At 67.5% G+C, this 16,529-nt stretch carries 18 protein-coding genes; 12 read left to right on the forward strand and 6 right to left on the reverse strand.

Features of this window, described 5'->3' with window-relative positions; all coding sequences use genetic code 11:
• The first annotated feature begins 25 nt into the window (after nt 1-25).
• The 4 genes from Q0263_RS08465 (at nt 26) to Q0263_RS08480 (ending at nt 3,209) form a co-directional block, all read left to right on the forward strand.
• Complete coding sequence (locus tag Q0263_RS08465) at nt 26-556, forward strand: YcnI family protein (RefSeq protein ID WP_298015282.1); 531 nt, start codon at nt 26-28, stop codon at nt 554-556.
• Nucleotides 553-2,157, forward strand: a complete 1,605-nt coding sequence (locus Q0263_RS08470) for a CopD family protein (protein WP_298015283.1) — start codon at nt 553-555, stop codon at nt 2,155-2,157. The genes Q0263_RS08465 and Q0263_RS08470 overlap by 4 nt, the downstream gene beginning before the upstream one ends.
• Nucleotides 2,158-2,250: 93 nt before the next feature.
• A complete protein-coding gene (locus Q0263_RS08475) occupies nt 2,251-2,685 on the forward strand; it encodes a DUF5602 domain-containing protein (protein ID WP_298015285.1) in 435 nt (144 codons plus the stop codon).
• Nucleotides 2,682-3,209 (forward strand): plastocyanin/azurin family copper-binding protein, encoded by a 528-nt coding sequence (locus Q0263_RS08480; RefSeq protein ID WP_298015287.1) that lies wholly within the window; start codon nt 2,682-2,684, stop codon nt 3,207-3,209. Before Q0263_RS08475 ends, Q0263_RS08480 begins: the two co-directional genes overlap by 4 nt.
• A 47-nt stretch (nt 3,210-3,256) precedes the next feature.
• Here the strand turns inward: Q0263_RS08480 and Q0263_RS08485 are convergent, their stop codons facing one another.
• Both Q0263_RS08485 and uxuA read right to left on the reverse strand, forming a co-directional pair.
• Nucleotides 3,257-4,777, reverse strand: coding sequence for a mannitol dehydrogenase family protein (locus tag Q0263_RS08485; protein WP_298015289.1), 1,521 nt, complete (start codon nt 4,775-4,777; stop codon nt 3,257-3,259).
• Nucleotides 4,774-5,991: a mannonate dehydratase gene (gene uxuA, locus Q0263_RS08490; RefSeq protein ID WP_298015291.1), complete on the reverse strand. Its 1,218-nt coding sequence runs from the start codon at nt 5,989-5,991 to the stop codon at nt 4,774-4,776. Before uxuA ends, Q0263_RS08485 begins: the two co-directional genes overlap by 4 nt.
• Before the next feature lie 149 nt (nt 5,992-6,140).
• Here uxuA and Q0263_RS08495 point away from each other — a divergent pair, with 149 nt between their 5' ends.
• The 6 genes from Q0263_RS08495 (at nt 6,141) to Q0263_RS08520 (ending at nt 12,027) form a co-directional block, all read left to right on the forward strand.
• Nucleotides 6,141-6,857 carry a GntR family transcriptional regulator gene (locus Q0263_RS08495; protein ID WP_298015293.1) on the forward strand — a complete coding sequence of 239 codons (717 nt, stop codon included), beginning with the start codon at nt 6,141-6,143 and terminating at the stop codon, nt 6,855-6,857.
• Between the two features lie 29 nt (nt 6,858-6,886).
• A complete protein-coding gene (locus Q0263_RS08500; RefSeq protein ID WP_298015295.1) occupies nt 6,887-7,864 on the forward strand; it encodes a TRAP transporter substrate-binding protein in 978 nt (325 codons plus the stop codon).
• Nucleotides 7,865-7,983: 119 nt separating this feature from the next.
• Nucleotides 7,984-8,487, forward strand: a complete 504-nt coding sequence (locus Q0263_RS08505; protein ID WP_298015297.1) for a TRAP transporter small permease subunit — start codon at nt 7,984-7,986, stop codon at nt 8,485-8,487.
• Nucleotides 8,484-9,761, forward strand: coding sequence for a TRAP transporter large permease (locus Q0263_RS08510; RefSeq protein ID WP_298015299.1), 1,278 nt, complete (start codon nt 8,484-8,486; stop codon nt 9,759-9,761). The genes Q0263_RS08505 and Q0263_RS08510 overlap by 4 nt, the downstream gene beginning before the upstream one ends.
• Nucleotides 9,762-9,774: 13 nt before the next feature.
• Complete coding sequence (locus Q0263_RS08515) at nt 9,775-10,815, forward strand: L-idonate 5-dehydrogenase (protein WP_298015301.1); 1,041 nt, start codon at nt 9,775-9,777, stop codon at nt 10,813-10,815.
• 54 nt (nt 10,816-10,869) lie between these two features.
• The gene (locus tag Q0263_RS08520; RefSeq protein ID WP_298015302.1) at nt 10,870-12,027 is read left to right on the forward strand and encodes an alpha-hydroxy acid oxidase; all 1,158 of its coding nucleotides are present in this window, start codon (nt 10,870-10,872) and stop codon (nt 12,025-12,027) included.
• 25 nt (nt 12,028-12,052) lie between these two features.
• Here Q0263_RS08520 and Q0263_RS08525 read toward each other — a convergent pair whose 3' ends face one another.
• Nucleotides 12,053-12,241 (reverse strand): hypothetical protein, encoded by a 189-nt coding sequence (locus Q0263_RS08525; protein WP_298015304.1) that lies wholly within the window; start codon nt 12,239-12,241, stop codon nt 12,053-12,055.
• Nucleotides 12,242-12,759: 518 nt separating this feature from the next.
• Here Q0263_RS08525 and Q0263_RS08530 point away from each other — a divergent pair.
• Complete coding sequence (locus Q0263_RS08530; protein WP_298015306.1) at nt 12,760-14,265, forward strand: GGDEF domain-containing protein; 1,506 nt, start codon at nt 12,760-12,762, stop codon at nt 14,263-14,265.
• A gap of 1 nt (nt 14,266) precedes the next feature.
• Here Q0263_RS08530 and Q0263_RS08535 read toward each other — a convergent pair whose 3' ends face one another.
• Entirely contained in the window at nt 14,267-14,599 is a 333-nt protein-coding gene (locus Q0263_RS08535; protein WP_298015308.1) for a hypothetical protein, read from the reverse strand.
• 132 nt (nt 14,600-14,731) lie between these two features.
• On the opposite strand from Q0263_RS08535, the gene Q0263_RS08540 reads away from it, so the two are divergent.
• Nucleotides 14,732-15,298 (forward strand): NAD(P)H-dependent oxidoreductase, encoded by a 567-nt coding sequence (locus Q0263_RS08540; RefSeq protein WP_298015310.1) that lies wholly within the window; start codon nt 14,732-14,734, stop codon nt 15,296-15,298.
• Nucleotides 15,299-15,355: 57 nt separating this feature from the next.
• On the opposite strand, the gene Q0263_RS08545 is transcribed toward Q0263_RS08540, so the two are convergent.
• Nucleotides 15,356-15,946: a peroxidase-related enzyme gene (locus tag Q0263_RS08545; RefSeq protein ID WP_298015312.1), complete on the reverse strand. Its 591-nt coding sequence runs from the start codon at nt 15,944-15,946 to the stop codon at nt 15,356-15,358.
• Complete coding sequence (locus Q0263_RS08550; protein WP_298015314.1) at nt 15,943-16,491, reverse strand: CMD domain protein; 549 nt, start codon at nt 16,489-16,491, stop codon at nt 15,943-15,945. The genes Q0263_RS08545 and Q0263_RS08550 overlap by 4 nt, the downstream gene beginning before the upstream one ends.
• Nucleotides 16,492-16,529: the final 38 nt, after the last annotated feature.

The raw sequence follows: 16,529 nt of genomic DNA on the forward strand, positions 1-16,529 counted from the left end.
CAAATCACGTCCTGACGAGCCCACGATGAAACTGCCCCTGCTGGCCGGCCTGCTGTCCATGGCCTGCCTGAGCCCCCTGGCCCAAGCGCACATCACTCTGCAAACCCCCGAAGCCGCCGTCGGCGGCCCCTACAAGGCCGTCCTGCGCGTGGGCCACGGCTGCCAGGGTTCCGACACCACGCGGGTCCGCGTCCGCATCCCCGACGGCGTGCTGGGGGTCAAGCCCCAGCCCAAGGCCGGCTGGACCCTGGAAGTGACGGACGGCAAATACGCCCAGCCCGAAACCCTGCACGGCGCCCAGGTGGATCACGGCGTGCGGGAAATCGCCTGGACCGGCGATCTGCCGGATGCCTACTACGACGAATTCACCTTCGTCGCCACCCTGGCTTCCAGCCTGAAACCCGGCCAGACCCTGTACTTCCCCGTCGTGCAGGAATGCAAGAAGGGCGTCTCCCGCTGGATCGACACCTCCGGCGCCAAGGGCGCCGACAGCCCGGCTCCCGGCGTGAAGCTGATCGCCCCTGAAAAACGCCACGGCGACCAGCATACCCATTGAACATCCTGCGCGTCCTGCTGCTCTGCCTCGCGGCCTGGGCGCCGCAGGCTTGGAGCCACGCCGTCCTGCTGTCCACGCAACCGGCCTCCGGCGCGGTGCTGGACCAGGCGCCGACCCAGTTGACGCTGCATTTCAGCGAGCCGGTCGGCGTGACGGTGCTGCGCCTGATCGGGCCTTCGGGCGCGGCCGAGGAACTCCACCCCTCCAGCAACCAGGACGCCACCCTGAGGATTCCCGCGCCCCCCGGCGCGGCGCCGGGCGGCTACCTGCTCAGCTGGCGGGTCGTGTCGGCCGACGGCCATCCGATCGGAGGCGCGCTGGATTACCGCGTGGGGCCTGCCACGGGCGCCGCGCAGCCGACGTCCGCTCTGGCAGGCAGGCCGGATGACGCGGCAGCGACACCCCGCGCGGTCCTGATCTGGCTCAGCCGCTGGCTGGGCTATCTGTGCCTGTTTTCCGTCCTCGGCGCGGCCCTGTTCCGGTCCCTGGACGCTTCGGACCGCCAGGCCTGGGCGCTGCCCGTCCTCGGCCTCGGCGTGGCGCTGCTGCCGCCGGCCCTCGCGCTGCAAGGGCTGGATCTGCTGGACGCTCCATGGTCGGGCCTGGCGCACTGGCACGCCTGGCGCCAGGCGCTGGCCAGTCCCTACGCCATCACGCTGGGCGGCATGGCCCTGGCCCTGTTGTGCGCCGCCGTCGCGCTATGCTCCCGCCAGGCTTTCCGGATCCGGGCCGCCGGCGGGCTGGCGCTGCTGCTGGCGGGCGCGGCCCTGGCCGCCAGCGGACATGCGGGAACGGCGCCGCCCCGCTGGCTCTCCCGACCGGCGATGGCCCTGCACGTCATCACGGCCATCGCCTGGATCGGCCTGCTGATTCCGTTGATGCGCGCACTGGCGCGCGCGGCCCTCGCACCCGATGCCGGGACTGCGGCGCGGCGCGGCGCGCAGTTTCCCGCGCTGCAACTGTTTTCCCGCTGGATCACCCCGGTCGTCGCCCTGCTGACGCTCAGCGGCCTGTGCCTGATCTGGGTGCAGTTCGAGCGGCCGTCCGACCTGTGGCTGACCGCCTACGGCCGCGTGCTGGCGGTCAAGCTGGGGCTGGTCGCCCTGCTGCTCTGCCTGGCTGCCTGGAACCGCTGGCGTCTGACGGCGCCGGTCCAGGCAGGCTCCCTGCCCGCCCGGCGGCAGTTGCGCCGTGTCATCCAGGCCGAGATCTGCCTGGCCATCCTGATCCTGGCCGTGCTCAGCCTGTGGCGCTTCACCCCGCCCCCGCGCAGCCTGGACCAGAAGACCGCGGCCGCGGCCGCGGCCGCGATGCCGGCCATCATGCTGCACAGCCCCCGCGTCATGGCCAGCATCCAGCCCGGCGCGGGCGACTGGGTCATCCGGCTGACGCAGCCCGACGGCCGGGATTTCGCGGCGCAGGGCGTGACCCTGAGCCTGAGCAACCCCGACGAAGGGATCGAAGCCCTGCGGCGCGAGGCCCGGCCCGGTCCCGGCCACAGCTGGCTGGCGACCGTCCCCGTCCTGCCGCAAGGCGGCCGCTGGCGAATCGGCCTGGACATCCTGGTGGACGATTTCGAGCAGATCAGCCTGAGCGATTAGCGTTCAGGAGAGTATGAAACGGGCCGCGCCCGGACCGCATCCAATGGGTACATGAGGCGGAGGTCGCCTCATACCGTTCACCAGGAGATGCTCATGATCCGCTCGTTCCTCACCGCCACGGCCGCCGCAGCCGCGCTGACCCTGTCCTTTGGCGCCGGCAGCGCCTTCGCCGCCGAAACTTCCGTCATGAAGGCGCCGCCCGCCACCCCCTACAAGGCGGTCAGCTCCCTGGTGAAGCTGCCGGATTTCATCCCCGGCCTGGGCCAGCTGTTCGTCGATCCGGCCACCCTGCCGGCCGGCCCCTTCCTGGGGTATGACCACAAAGGCAAGCTGGTCAGCACGACCTACATGATCCCGCTGTCGGCCATGAAGGCCGACATGAACCTGCACGACCTGAAGGCGCCCGCCGGCAAGGTCGATCACGTGGACATCCAGTACAACGCCGGTCACCCGGGCGTCGCCGAACCGCACATCCACATCGTGCTGTGGAACGTGCCGGTCAGCCAGGAAAGCCGCGTGGCCAAATGAAGACCTGCGTCTTTGACTCCCGGCGGCGCCTGCTGCTGTCCGCCGGGGGCGGCCTCCTGCTGACCGCCACGCTGCCGATCGGCGCGCGGGCGGCCGGCCAGGAAGTCGAGATCGCCATGTCAGGCACCGCCAGCGGATCCGAAGTCTGGTTCCGCCCGCGCGGCCTGCTGATCCGGCCGGGACAGACCGTCCGCTGGGTGAACCGGGACGCGGGCAACGTGCACACCACCACGGCCTATCACCCCGACAACGGCAAGCCCCGGCGCATTCCGGAAGGCGCCGCCGGCTGGAACTCCGACTACCTGATGCCCGGGAAATCGTTCACCGTCACGTTCGACGTTCCCGGCGTCTACGATTATTTCTGCATTCCCCACGAACACGCGGGCATGGTGGGACGCATCATCGTCGGCACGGCCGACGCCGCCGCCACGCCCTATGCCGACACGGACGCCAGGCTGCCCAAGGCCGCGCTGGATCGTTTCCCCGCCGTGGCGGACATTCTGAAAGGAGCGCCGGTGCAGTAAGAATGCGCGCGGGGCGGCCGCCCCGCGCATGCCGTCCGGGACGGCGATCAGGCCGGGCCGGCCAGTTCCCGGCAGGCGGCCCTCATTCCCCGATCCAGCATCCGGCCGAGATAAGCGGCCACCAGACCGCGCCAGACGGCCGACTCGCGCAGGCCGACCGGGAAGAGGCCCTCCAATCCCATCAGGCCTTGCGACAGGGCGGCGGCATCCCGGCCGCCGGCCTGCACGACCGCCAGAATCTCGGATTCCCGGGGATCGCGCAGCGCATAGGACGCGCCCGCATCGGTCACGCCAAGGCAGTACCGCATCCAGGCCGCGATCGCGAAGGCGAACGGCCGGACATCCCCCTGCAACAGCAGCGTCCGGTCGGCCGGAGCCAGCAGCCGCTGCGGAATCTTTTCCGTTCCGTCCATGGCGATCTGGTAGGTTTCATGAGCCATGGCCGGGTTGGCGAAGCGCCGGCACAGCGCGTCGGCATAATCCCTCAACGCCAGGCCCGCGGGTTCGCGCTCCAGGCTGGCCGCCGCGCCATCCATCAAGCGCCGCAGCACCCGGGACAGATCGGGATCGGCAATGGCTTCCCGCACGTACGTCCATCCCGCCACGTGGCCCGCATAGGCCAGCAGGGAGTGCGCCCCGTTCAGCATGCGCAGCTTCATCCGCTCGAAGGGCGCCACGTCGTCCACCATCAGGGCGCCCGCATGTTCCCAGGCGGGACGGCCTTCCGGAAAGCGGTCCTCGATCACCCACATGCTGAAGGGCTCGGTTTCCACCGCGGCGCGGTCTTCGCACCCCGCCAGGCGGGCGACGTCGTCCAGCGTGGCGTCCGTGGACGCCGGCGTGATCCGGTCCACCATGGAACACGGAAAGGCGACCTGCTCGGCGATCCACGGGACCAGTTCAGGCGCGACGGCCGCCGCCATGTCCAGGACGCCGGCCCGCAGCAGATGCCCGTTGTCCGGCAGGTTGTCGCAGCACAGGACGGTGAAGGGGGCCGCGCCCAGGGCGCGACGCCGGCCCAGCGCCCAGACCAGCATCCCCAGCACGCCGACCGGCTCGTCGGGCGCCCGCAGGTCCCGGGCGACCGCGGGATGTTCCCGCATCAGCCGCCCGCTGGCGCGGTCGATGCCGTATGCCTTTTCCGTCACCGTCAGCGTGACCACCTTGACGGCCGGATCCAGCAGCGCCTGCCGCGCCGCCTGCGGATCCCGGACCGCCGCGATGACCTCCGCGATGCTGCCGACCACGCGCACGGACGGCTCCCGTTCGCCGCGCACCAGCACGGTATACAGGCCATCCTGCGGATTCAGGGCTTGCGCGGCGGCTTCGCCCCGCAAGCTGATCCCCCGGATGCGCCAGTCGCCTCCGTCCCGGGCCAGGACGTCGTCGGTATAGACGGCCTGGTGGGCCTTGTGAAAGGCGCCCGCGCCCAGGTGCACGATCCCGACGCCATGGGCCTGCGGGCGATAGCCCGGCAAAGCTGCGCCGCCCCGGGCCGCGACGGGATCCGCCCGCCGCCGCTGCCGCTCCGCCGCCAGCCAGGCGGCGTCCAGCCGGGGTGGCGTCATGCCGCCCGCCGGGCGGCCGAATGTTCCAGCGCCGTGACCACGCCCCGCAATTCGGCCAGGCCCCGCAGGCGGCCGATGGCCGGGTAACCCGGCTGGGCCTTGCGCTTCAGGTCGTCCAGGATGTCCTGCCCGTGATCCGGACGGAAGGGAATCGAGCTGTCGGCCCGGCCGGCGTCGCGCCGGCGCTGCTCTTCCTGCAAAGCCGCCTCGATCAGGGCCACCATGTCCGTATCGCCCGCCAGGTGCTCGGCCTCGTGGAAGGAGCCGAACAGCACCCCGGTTTCCCGCCGCACATTGCGCAGGTGCAGGAAATGGACGCGGTCGCCCAGGCGCCGCATCATGCCGGGCAGGTCATTGTCGGCCCGCGCGCCCAAGGACCCGGCGCACAGGGTGATGCCGTTGGCGGGAAGATCCACCGCCTTCATCAACTGCGCATAATCGGCCTCGGTGGACATGATGCGCGGCAAGCCCAGCAAGGGATGCGGCGGATCGTCCGGATGGCAGCACAGGCGGATGCCGACGTCCTGCGCCACCGGCGCCACCTGCTCCAGGAAATCGTGGAAGTGCCGGCGCAGGCGGTCCGCGTCGATCTGCCGGTATTCCTGCAGGTGCGCGCGCACGTCCGCCAGCGTCATGTGATCCGCGGCTCCCGGCAGGCCGAATACGACGTTGTCCGCCAGTTGCCGCTGGCGCGCCGCGTCCATGGCGGCGAAGCGCTCGGCGGCGGCTTCCGCGATCTCGGCGGGGAACGATTCCGCGGCCCCCGGCCGCTGCAGGATGTGGATGTCGAACGCCGCGAAATCGATGAAATCGAAGCGCATGCAGGTGCCGCCGTGCGGCAGGCGCCAGCCCAGGTCCGTGCGGGTCCAGTCCAGCACCGGCATGAAGTTGTAGCAGACGACCTCGATGCCGCACCGGGCCAGGTGCCGCAGGCTGGTCTTGTAATGGTCGATGTGGGTCTTCCAGTCGCCGCGCTGCTTCTTGATGTCTTCGGACACCGGCAGGCTTTCGACCACGTCCCAGCCCAGGCCCGACGGCGCCCCGTCGGCCATCCGCGCCACCAGCGCCTGCCGCCGCTGGATTTCCTCCACGGACCAGACGTCGCCCGTGGGCACGTGATGCAGGGCCGTCACGACCCCCTGGACCCCGGCCTGCAGCATGTCGTCCACGCTGACGGTATCGTGGGGACCAAACCAGCGCCAAGTCTGCTTCATGGAAATCGCTCCTGTGGGTAGGGTTATCGATGTTGACCGACTAGTATGGAAGTATGATAATCCGAAATCACAGGAATTGATACAACGCCCCGCATCTCTTTCCCCACGGACGGTTTCAAGCGATGGGCGCTCTCGTCAATAAGGCTTACATGAACGCAGTCACCGCGCCGCAGAACGTCACCCTCGACCAATCCCGAGCCATCGGCCCCCAGGTGCACAGCATTTTGCGGCAACAGATCATCCACGGGCTGCTGCCGCCCGGCGCCCGCCTGTCCGAATCGGAATGCGCCGCCAGCTTCGCCACCAGCCGCCAGCCCGTGCGCGAGGCTTTCATCAAGCTCAGCGAAGAAGGACTGGTCGAAGTCCGGCCGCAGCGCGGCACCCTGGTGCGGCGGATCTCCCAGGAAGCCGTCCTGGAGGCGCGCTTCGTGCGCGAAGCCATCGAAGCCGACGTCGTCAGGCGCGTCACCGAACTGGGCGATCCGGCCGTCCTGCGGGAACTGCAGCGGCAGCTGCAGCGCCAGAACCAGGTCACCGCCGGCAACCCCGGCGACTTCATGGCGCTGGACGAACGCTTTCACCGCACGCTGGCCGAGGCGGCGGGCATCGGCCAGGCCTGGAAGATCGTGGAAGGCATCAAGGCGCAGATGGACCGGGTGCGCTTCCTGAGCTTCGACCAGGTGCATCTCGGCAAACTGATCGCCCAGCACACCGCCATCGTCGACGGCATCGCCCGGGGCGACACCCGCCGGGCCGAAGCCGCCATCCGCGCCCACCTGCACGAGATCCTGCACGACCTGCCGCAGATCCGGGCCGCCCACCCGGACCTGTTCGAACCGATTTCCCCGATTACCGACAGCCCCTGACCCACCCCTGCAAAAGAGGAGACAACACCATGAAAAATCGTTCACACCGCATCCTGAAGACCCTGCTGGCCGGCGTATTGGGCCTGGCCGTGGCACAGGCCGCCGGCGCCGCCGAGGTCACCCTGAAGCTGGGCCACCTGGCCAACGAGCAGAACACCTGGCACAAGGCTTCGCTGAAGTTCGGCGAGGAAGTCGCCAGGCTCACCAACGGGCGCATCGAAGTCCAGGTCTTCCCCAACGAATCCCTGGGCAAGGAAATCGATCTGATCAACGGCATGCAGCTGGGCACCGTGGACATGACCATCACCGGCGAAAGCCTGCAGAACTGGGCGCCGCTGGCGTCCCTGCTGGCCATCCCGTACGCCTTCAAGTCCCTGGAGCACATGGACCAGGTGGCCAGCGGCGACATCGGCAAGGCCATCGAAAAGCAGATCGAGGAAAAAGCCCGCATCCGCCCCCTCGCCTACTTCGCCCGCGGCCCGCGCGACCTGACCTCCAACACGCCCATCCGCACGCCGGACGACCTCAAGGGCCTGAAGATGCGCGTCCCGAACGTTCCGCTGTTCATGGACGTCTGGAAGGCGCTGGGCGCGCAGCCGACTCCCATGGCGTTCTCGGAAGTGTTCACCTCGCTGCAGAACGGCACCATCAGCGCCCAGGAAAATCCGCTGGCGCTGATCAAGTCGGCCAACTTCAACGAAGTGCAGAAATACGTCAACCGGACCGAGCACGTGCGCAGCTGGATCTACCTGACGATCTCCAACATCACCTGGAACAAGCTCTCCGACCAGGACAAGCAGGCCGTCCAGCAAGCCGCCAAGACGGCGCAGGCCTACGAGCGCGAACTGTTCCTGGCTGACGAACAGCAGCTGGAAAAAGACCTGAAGGCCGCCGGCATGACCTTCGTGGACGTGGACCAGCAGGCGTTCGCGAAGAAAGCCCGGGGCGCCGTCCTGGCCAACGTCAAGGGCGACGTGAAGAAGTACGTCGAAACCATCATGGACTGAACGGGCGCGGTTTCCCGCGGCGTCGCCGCGGGAAACGACGGGAAGGACGCCCGACCCGCGGCCTTCACCCCTCCCCGCCACGCGCACCCGCCTGGCTTCCCGCTGTCCGGAGAAGGATCATGAAAACGCTTTTCCCCCTGTTCGAACGAGTCTGCCGCTACCTGACCGGACTGGCTTTCTTCAGCATCATCGTCGCCGTCGTCATCCAACTGGTGGGCCGCAACCTGCTGGACGACTCGCCGCTGTGGACCGAGGAGCTCTCGCGCTTCGGCCTCCTGTTCCTGACCGCATTCGGCCTGGGGCCGTCCCTGCGGACGGGCGACCTGGTCAACGTCGACCTGTTCTGCGAAGGCCTGAAGGGACGCAAGCCCTGGATGCTGCGCCTGGTCTCGGCCATCGTCATGGCCCTGTTCTGCCTCATGCTGCTCGGCCCTTCCTGGCAGTTCACTGAAATCGGTTCCATCCAGACCTCCCCCGCGCTGGGATGGCGCATGGACTTCGTCCACGTCTCCACCCTGATCGCCGCCATCTCCCTGCTGGCCTATTCGCTGCTGCGCATCGTCGGCATGCTGCGCGGCACCACGGACGGCCTGCCCGACCAAGCCCACATGGAGAACACATGAGCCTGCTGATTCTTTTCGGCGTTTTCGCGCTGGGCCTGCTGATCGGCATCCCGGTCGCCATCACCCTGGGCGTGTCGTCCGCCGCCTATCTTCTGTATCAGGGCATCCCCATCGTCGTCATGCCGCAAAAGATGTTCGCGGGCATCGACTCCTTCGTGCTGCTGTGCATCCCCGGCTTCATCCTGGCCGGCAACCTGATGAACAGCGGCGGCATCACCGAGCGCATCATCCGCTTCGCCAACGCGGGCGTGGGCTGGATGCGCGGCGGGCTGGGCCTGACCAACGTCGCCGGCTCGATGCTGTTCGGCGGCATCTCCGGCACCGCCGTGGCCGACGCGGCCTCCCTGGGCGGCGTCCTGATCCCCGGCATGAAAAAGGCCGGCTACCCGGCGGACTTCTCGGCGGCCGTCACGGCGGCATCCTCCACGGTCGGCCCCATCATCCCGCCCAGCGTGCCCATGATCATCGTCGGCGCCCTGTCCGGCATCTCCGTGGGCAAGATGTTCCTGGCGGGGGCCGTGCCCGGCATCCTGATGGGCCTGGCGATGATGGTCACCACCTACATCATCTCGGTCAGGCGCGACTTCCCGCGCCAGCCCTGGGGCGGCTTCGGCGAACTGTTCAAGTCCTTCCTGGGCGCCTTCTGGGCCATCTTCATGACGCTGCTGATCGTCGGCGGACTGATGAGCGGCCTGGCCACGCCGACCGAGACCGCCATCGTCGCCTGCGTGTACGCCCTGGCCGTGGGACGGCTGGTCTATCGCGAACTGCCGCTGAAGGCGGTTCCGAAGCTGGTCATCGACAGCGCCATCGCCTCCGCCGCCATCCTGGCCCTGGTGGGCTTCGCCAACGTATTCGGCTGGATCCTGGTCTCCGAACACATCCCGCAGACCATCGCCAAGGCGGTCCTGAGCATCACCGACAACAAGTACATGGTGATCCTGCTGGTCAACATCCTGCTGCTGATCGTCGGCATGTTCATGGAAACCATCGCGGCGCTGATCATCCTGTTCGTGCCGCTGCTGACGCTGGCCCAGAGCGTGGGCATCGACCCCCTGCATTTCGCGACCTTCGCCGTCCTGAACCTGATGATCGGCCTGACGACGCCTCCCGTGGGGGTCTGCCTGTTCATCTGCGCCAACATCGCCCGGCTGCCGCTGTCGCCCGTCGTGCGGGCCATCATCCCCTACATCCTGACCAACATCGCCGTTCTGCTGGCGGTGTCCTACTTCCCGCCCCTGGCGACCTGGCTGCCATCGGTGCTCATGGACTGACCAAGGAATTCTCATGAAAACACGCGTATGCCGTCTGTACGGCCAACATGACATCCGCATCGAAACCGACGACATCCAGCCCCCCGGCCCCGGCGAGGTCCTGCTGCGCATGCATTCGGGCGGCATCTGCGGGTCCGATCTGCACTACTACCAGGACGGCGGCTTCGGCGCCATCCGCGTGCGCGAGCCCATCATTCCCGGCCACGAAGTGTCCGGAACCATCGCCGCGCTGGGCGAAGACAGCCCGCGCCTGCGCGAAGGCATGAAGGTCGCCTTCAATCCCAGCCGGCCCTGCGGGCATTGCCAATACTGCCTGGCCGGCATGCCGCGTCACTGCAACGAGATGCGCTTTTCCGGCTCGGCCATGCGCATGCCGCACGAGCAGGGCGGATTCCGCGAATACATGGTGGTGCAGGCCGACCAGTGCATCCCCCTGAACGACACGACCTCGCTGGCCCAGGCCGCCTGCGCCGAACCGCTGTCCGTCGCCCTGCACGCCTGCAACCGCGCGGGCGATCTCCAGGGCAAGCAGGTCATGGTCACGGGCGCCGGCCCCATCGGCGCGCTCTGCGTGGCGGCCGCCCGCCTGGCGGGCGCGCACCACATCGTCGTCACCGACATCCAGGACGCCACGCTGGACGTCGCCCGCCGGATGGGCGCCGACGAGACGCTGAACGTCAGGAGCGACCCCGACGCGCTCAAGCCCTGGCAGCAGGACAAGGGCCGGGTCGACGTGGTCTTCGAATGCTCCGCGGCGCCCAGCGCGCTGCAGGACGCCCTGCTGGCCACGCGGCCCGGCGGCGCCATCGTCCAGGTCGGCGTCACGGGCAACATCCAGATCCCCCTGAATGTCCTGGTCGGCAAGGAAATCGCCTTGCGCGGCACCCATCGCTTCGACGTGGAATTCGCCCGCGCGGCCGCCTTGATCGACCAGGGCGGCATCGACGTGCAGCCCATCATCACGGGCCGCTACCCGCTGGAAGACGCCCGGGCCGCTTTCGAGGCGGCGGCGGACCGTTCACGTTCCGTCAAAGTGCAGCTGGCGCTAGAATAGCGCGGGCGGCCGGAGCCGGCCCCCGATCCGGACACCGAACCTCACGGAGCCCCTGTGCCGCCCCTGCACCGAATCACCTGCATCGAAGACCTGCGCCGCCTCGCCCGGCGGCGGGTGCCGCGCATGTTCTACGACTACGTGGACGCCGGCTCGTGGACCGAATCCACGTACCGGGCCAACGAAGCCGACCTGCAGACGCTGAAGTTCCGCCAGCGGGTCGCCGTCGACATCGCGCAGCGCAGCCTGGCATCCAGCATGCTGGGCGAATCCGTCGCCATGCCGGTCGCCCTGGCGCCCACCGGCCTGACCGGCATGCTGCACGCGGACGGCGAAATCCTGGCGGCGCGGGCCGCCGAGCGCTTCGGCGTCCCCTTCACGCTGTCCACCAGCAGCATCTGCTCGATCGAGGACGTGGCGGCACATACCAGCCGTCCGTTCTGGTTCCAGCTCTACGTCATGCGGGACCGCGACTTCGTCGGGCGCCTGATCGACCGCGCGCGCAAGGCCCGCTGTTCCGCCCTGATGGTCACGCTGGACCTGCAGCTGTCCGGACAGCGCCACAAGGACATCAAGAACGGCCTGTCGGCCCCGCCCCGCCCCACGCCGGGCAACCTGCTCGACCTGGCCCGCCGGCCGCGCTGGTGCCTGGGGATGCTGCGCACCCCGAGACGCACGTTCGGGAACATCATCGGCCATGCCCACGGCGTCAGGAACATCCAGTCCCTGGCCGCGTGGACGGTCGAACAATTCGACCCCTCGCTGAACTGGGGAGACCTGGCCTGGATCCGGGAACGCTGGGGCGGAAAACTGATCGTCAAGGGCATCCTGGACGCGGAGGACGCGCGGCACGCCGTGGACGCCGGAGTCGACGCCCTGGTGGTGTCGAACCACGGCGGCCGCCAGCTGGACGGCGCGCCCTCCACGATATCCGTGCTTCCGGAGATCGTCCGGACGGTCGCGGGCCGGGCGGAAGTCTGGATGGACGGCGGCATCCGCAGCGGCCAGGACGTGCTGCGGGTCCTGGCCTCGGGGGCCCAGGGCGCGCTGATCGGCCGGGCCTTTCTTTACGGGCTGGGCGCCTGCGGTGAACAGGGAGTGCTGCGCAGCCTGGACATCATCGCCAAGGAACTCGATCTGACGATGGCGTTCTGCGGCCGGTGCCACATCCGCGACGTGGATGCCAGCGTGCTCAGGCCTCGCGCCTCAATGTAGGTCCTGCGAGATCATGCGCCGGCGGTCAGGGCCTCTTCGGCCTGACGGGCGGCTGGGGGGTCGTGGACACCGGATCGCTGGCTGGAAAGGTGTCGTCCAGGGCGTCATCCAACGCGTCTTCTCGTTCCGGCACGGTTTTCGCTTCGTTCCAGCGGGACAGAGGAGAATCGAGCGAACCGGGCCGCTCACGATCTTTCTGATGAGGGTTTTGCATGATGATGCCTCCTGCGCAAAGCGCCATTGCCTGCCGCATTCTTCTTCAAGCAAGTGCCATGCCTGGTCGGAATCACATTTCCATGCGAGCATGGCCGCCCCTGAGGCCAATTCTCCTGCGAGCCATGATGACGAGCGTTCAGGGCCCTTCGCGCTACTGAAGGGGGAATCCTAACTATGCGCCCTCCGACGGCTCACGTCGCGGCATTTTCGCGAACGCTTTCGATTCTTAGCATTTACATGCAGCTTCCAGGGGTGACATCCACTGTTTTCCCTGATCGGCCCGGCCGCGTAAAAAATACCGGAGTACGCGCACCCGATATGTAGCCAAATGACGACAGGGTAACAAATTTTTCCCGAAATCCCGCCGACTGAAAACACCCAAAGCCGAAATGACGCTCAGATCCGTCCATTTTCGGTCAAAATAAAGACAACGATATAAAAATGGGCCAAACAGTGACATACCAGACACGTGAACAAACGGCAGATATCGTTGCACGGCTCAAACTTTGCAAACGATTGCCGACACTGCCCACCGTGGCCCTGCGGCTCGTGGAACTCGCCAACGACGATTCGGCCTCGATGGACGAGTTCGCCGAACAGATCACGTTCGATCCGGCGCTCGCCGGAAAGCTGCTGCGCGTGGCGAATTCTTCCTTCTACGGCCGCCGGCGCGCGGTCACCAATCTGTCGCAGGCCATGAGCCTGCTGGGCCTGAACGCCACCATCGCGCTATCGCTCAGCTTTTCGCTGCGGGCGTGCCTGTCCCAACAATACCAATCGGGTTTCGACACGAACGCCTACTGGCGCCGGACGCTGCTGACCGCGCTCGCCTGCCGCAGCATCGCGGAAGAACTGAACGAAGTGCAGCCCGAGGACTTCCTGCTGGCAGGCCTGCTGCAGGACATCGGCATCCTCGCCATGGACGCCATGTTCGGCGAACCTTACGCGGCGCTCTACCAGCAAAGCACCGACCACCAGCACCTGCTGGTGCAGGAAGCCGTGCGCTTCGGCTTCACGCACGCCCAGGCGGCCGCCCACCTGCTGAAAAGCTGGGGCCTGCCGGAAAGAATCTGCCAATCGGCCTGGCTGAGCCATGAGCTCGTCAAGCTGCCCCACAACGGGCCTACCGACGACGACAAGCTCTCCTTCTACGTCGCCGCGGCGGCGCTGATCGCGGATGCGTGGATGAAGGAACAGGCCGCGCCGGATTCCATCGAACTCACCTTCGATCTGGTCAAGGCGCTGCTGAACGTCCGGCTGGAGCGATACCGCGCCATCATCGGCGCCATGATCCAGAAGATCCCCGAGATGGAGGCCCTGTTCGACACGCAGCTCGCCGACGCACAGATGCTGCAGGATCTGGAATACAACGCCCGCGAGACGCTGGCGGTCAGAAGCCTGCTGCGCTCGCACACGCCCGACCCCGCCACCGAAACCCTCGTGAACCGCATCACGGTGCTCGAAGAGCAGACCCAGCGCGACTCCCTGACGGGGCTATACAGCCGCAACTATCTGGACTCCATGCTGCAGCATGAATTCGAACGCGCCACCCGCGCCAATTCGCCGCTGAGCGTCGCCTTCATCGACGTGGACCGGTTCAAGACCATCAACGACACGTTCGGGCATGCCGTGGGCGACCAGGTGCTGGCGATGGTCGCGCAGCGCCTGCAGGCGCAATCCCGGCAGATAGACACCGTCGCCCGCTACGGCGGCGAAGAATTCGTGGTGCTCCTGCCCGAAACGGATTCGGAGCAGGCCGAAACGGTCCTGCAGCGCATGCTCGAGCAGGTGCGCGGCAACCCCTTCCACACCCAGAGCGGCGCCCAGGGCACCGTCACGTTTTCAGCCGGCATTGCGACCCACATGCAAGGCACGCAATTCTTCCAGAATTCCCGGGCCCTGCTGCAGGCGGCCGACAGCGCGCTCTACGAGGCCAAGGCGCGCGGCCGGGAACGCATCACGATCCACCGACAGGACACGCAGCCATTCCAGGCGGCGGGATCGTCCGCGCCGGCGCCGTAGCCTAGGGAACGATTTCCCAGCCATCGTCCCCCTTGACGAAGCGGGCGCTGGCGGCCTGTTCCGAGCGCCCCAGCAGGGACTCGGAGTCCACCTTGAAGTCGCAGACATAGCCGGGCTTGTCGGACGCCGACTTGCACGCGATCTTCTTGACGTCGTGAACCTGGGTTTCGGCCAGCTTGGCCATGTCCTTGCCCACGATGCCGGAAATCCCCTTCATCTGCGTCTCGGCCAGGCGCGTGTAGGCGGCCTTGATGTCGGCCGAGGAGGGTTCGCCCCCGCAAGCGGCGAGGACCAGGGCGGCCAGCGCCGGCAGCATCAGCGTACGTACTTTCAAAGCGTCTTTCCCGAATGTCGTGATTCCGGAAGGATACCAAGAACCCGCCGCCCGCTGCCCGGCAAGGGTCCGCTTGTTCTTCCGGCGCATTCCCGATTATCGTAAGCACGTCCTCCGACAAGGGAATACCCGATGCCGCTCAAGCTCCAAGTCATCATCTGCAGCACCCGCCCGGGCCGCGTCGGCCCCGCCGTCGCGCGCTGGTTCCACAAGTTCGCGGTCAGCCACGGCCGGTTCGACGTCGAGCTCGTCGATCTGGCCGACTTCAAGCTGCCCCTCTACGACGAACCCGTGCACCCTCGCATGCAGCAATACGAGCACGATCACACCAAGCGCTGGAGCGCCAGCGTGGCGAAGGCCGACGCATACATCTTCGTCACCCCCGAATACAACTACAGCACCCCGCCTTCCCTGGTGAACGCGCTGGACTTCGTCTACAAGGAATGGAACTACAAGCCCTGCGGCTTCGTCAGTTATGGCGGCGTCTCCGGCGGCCTGCGCTCGGCCCAGGCGGCCAAGCTGCAGATCACCACGCTGAAGATGATGCCCATGGTCGAAGGCGTCGCCGTGCCCATGGTGCAAAAGCACATCCAGGACAACGGCGAATTCGCCTCCAACGAGCTGATCGACGCCTCGGCCGTGACGCTGCTGGACGAATTGCAGCGCTGGGCGACGGCGCTGAAGGCGCTGCGCGCCTGACGGCGCCAACCCCGGCGCGACCGCGCCGGGGCTCAAGCGGCCGCTACGGCCGCCGGTTCAGGACCCGCCCCGCCGGACGGGTTCGCCCAGATTCATCATGAGCCGGTTGGCCCAGGCGAAGATGGCGGTGGCATTGAGAAGATCCAGGATCTCGACCGGCGTCAGGCCGGCGTCTCGCAGCGCCGCCATGTCCGCCGCCCCGATCCGGTCTGGGGCTTCGGTGAGCTTGATCGAAAACGCCACCACCGCCTTTTCCCGGTCGGAATCGCCCGCCGTGCGGGGGTCGTCGAAGACCTGCGTCACCATCTCGTTGCGCTTGGCCATCTGCTCGTAGCGCTGCGCATGCACCGAAGCGCAATACACGCAGCCGTTGATGCGCGAAACGGTCAGCGCGCCCAGTTCGCGATCCGCGCGGGAAAGCCCGCCCGGCGCGTACATGATGGCGTTGTAGGCCTCGGACCGCTGCCGCAGTATTTCCGGCTGGTGCGCCAGCGCCAGATAATAGTCGGACGTCTTCGCCTGGGGATGGCTCATCTCCAGCACTTCGATCTGTTCGGGCGTGGCCGTTGCGCAATCCACCACGTCCACCCAGGCCTTCCAGTCCAGGGTTTCGTTGGTGAACCCCTTGTCCCTGATCACGGTCTTCATTGCGATGCAAGCTCCTTCATGGCGATCAGGCCCGCGGCGACCCGGATCTGATAAGACAGAAAAGCGACCAGCTGCGCCAGCGTGACGATGTCCGGCATGGCCAGCCCGGCGGCCTCGAGCTGCCGTATCGCGGCGGCGTCCCCCTCCACGGGCTTGACGATCAGCTTGCGCGTGAATTCCAGGATGACGCGCAGGCGCCCGTCCGCCAAAGAGCCGGGCGCGTCGTCCAGCACAGCGCGGCGGATACCATCTTCCACGTCCAGCGCGTTCAGGGCCTGTTCGTAATGAGCCCGCAAAGGCGCCGAACGGGACAGGACGCTGGCATACAGCGCCACCAGCAGGCGCTCGGCCAAACCCAGCCCCCGCGACTGCGGGTCGAAGAAGACGTCGTAGTTCTTCTGCATGGCGACGGCGACTTTTTCGCGCCCGTGGCGGATCCCGTACACGGGATCGTCGGGGCGCAAGCCCGTCACGGCGTCCATGACGTCGGGGGAGGCTTCGGCGCTTGCGGGCGCGTCCTGCGCGGCATCGTTGATATTTTGCACTGGCTTCCTCATTCAAAACACCGCGCCGCCTCGGCGGC

Source organism: uncultured Castellaniella sp. (assembly GCF_937988725.1).
In the GTDB taxonomy this organism is placed as follows: domain Bacteria; phylum Pseudomonadota; class Gammaproteobacteria; order Burkholderiales; family Burkholderiaceae_B; genus Castellaniella.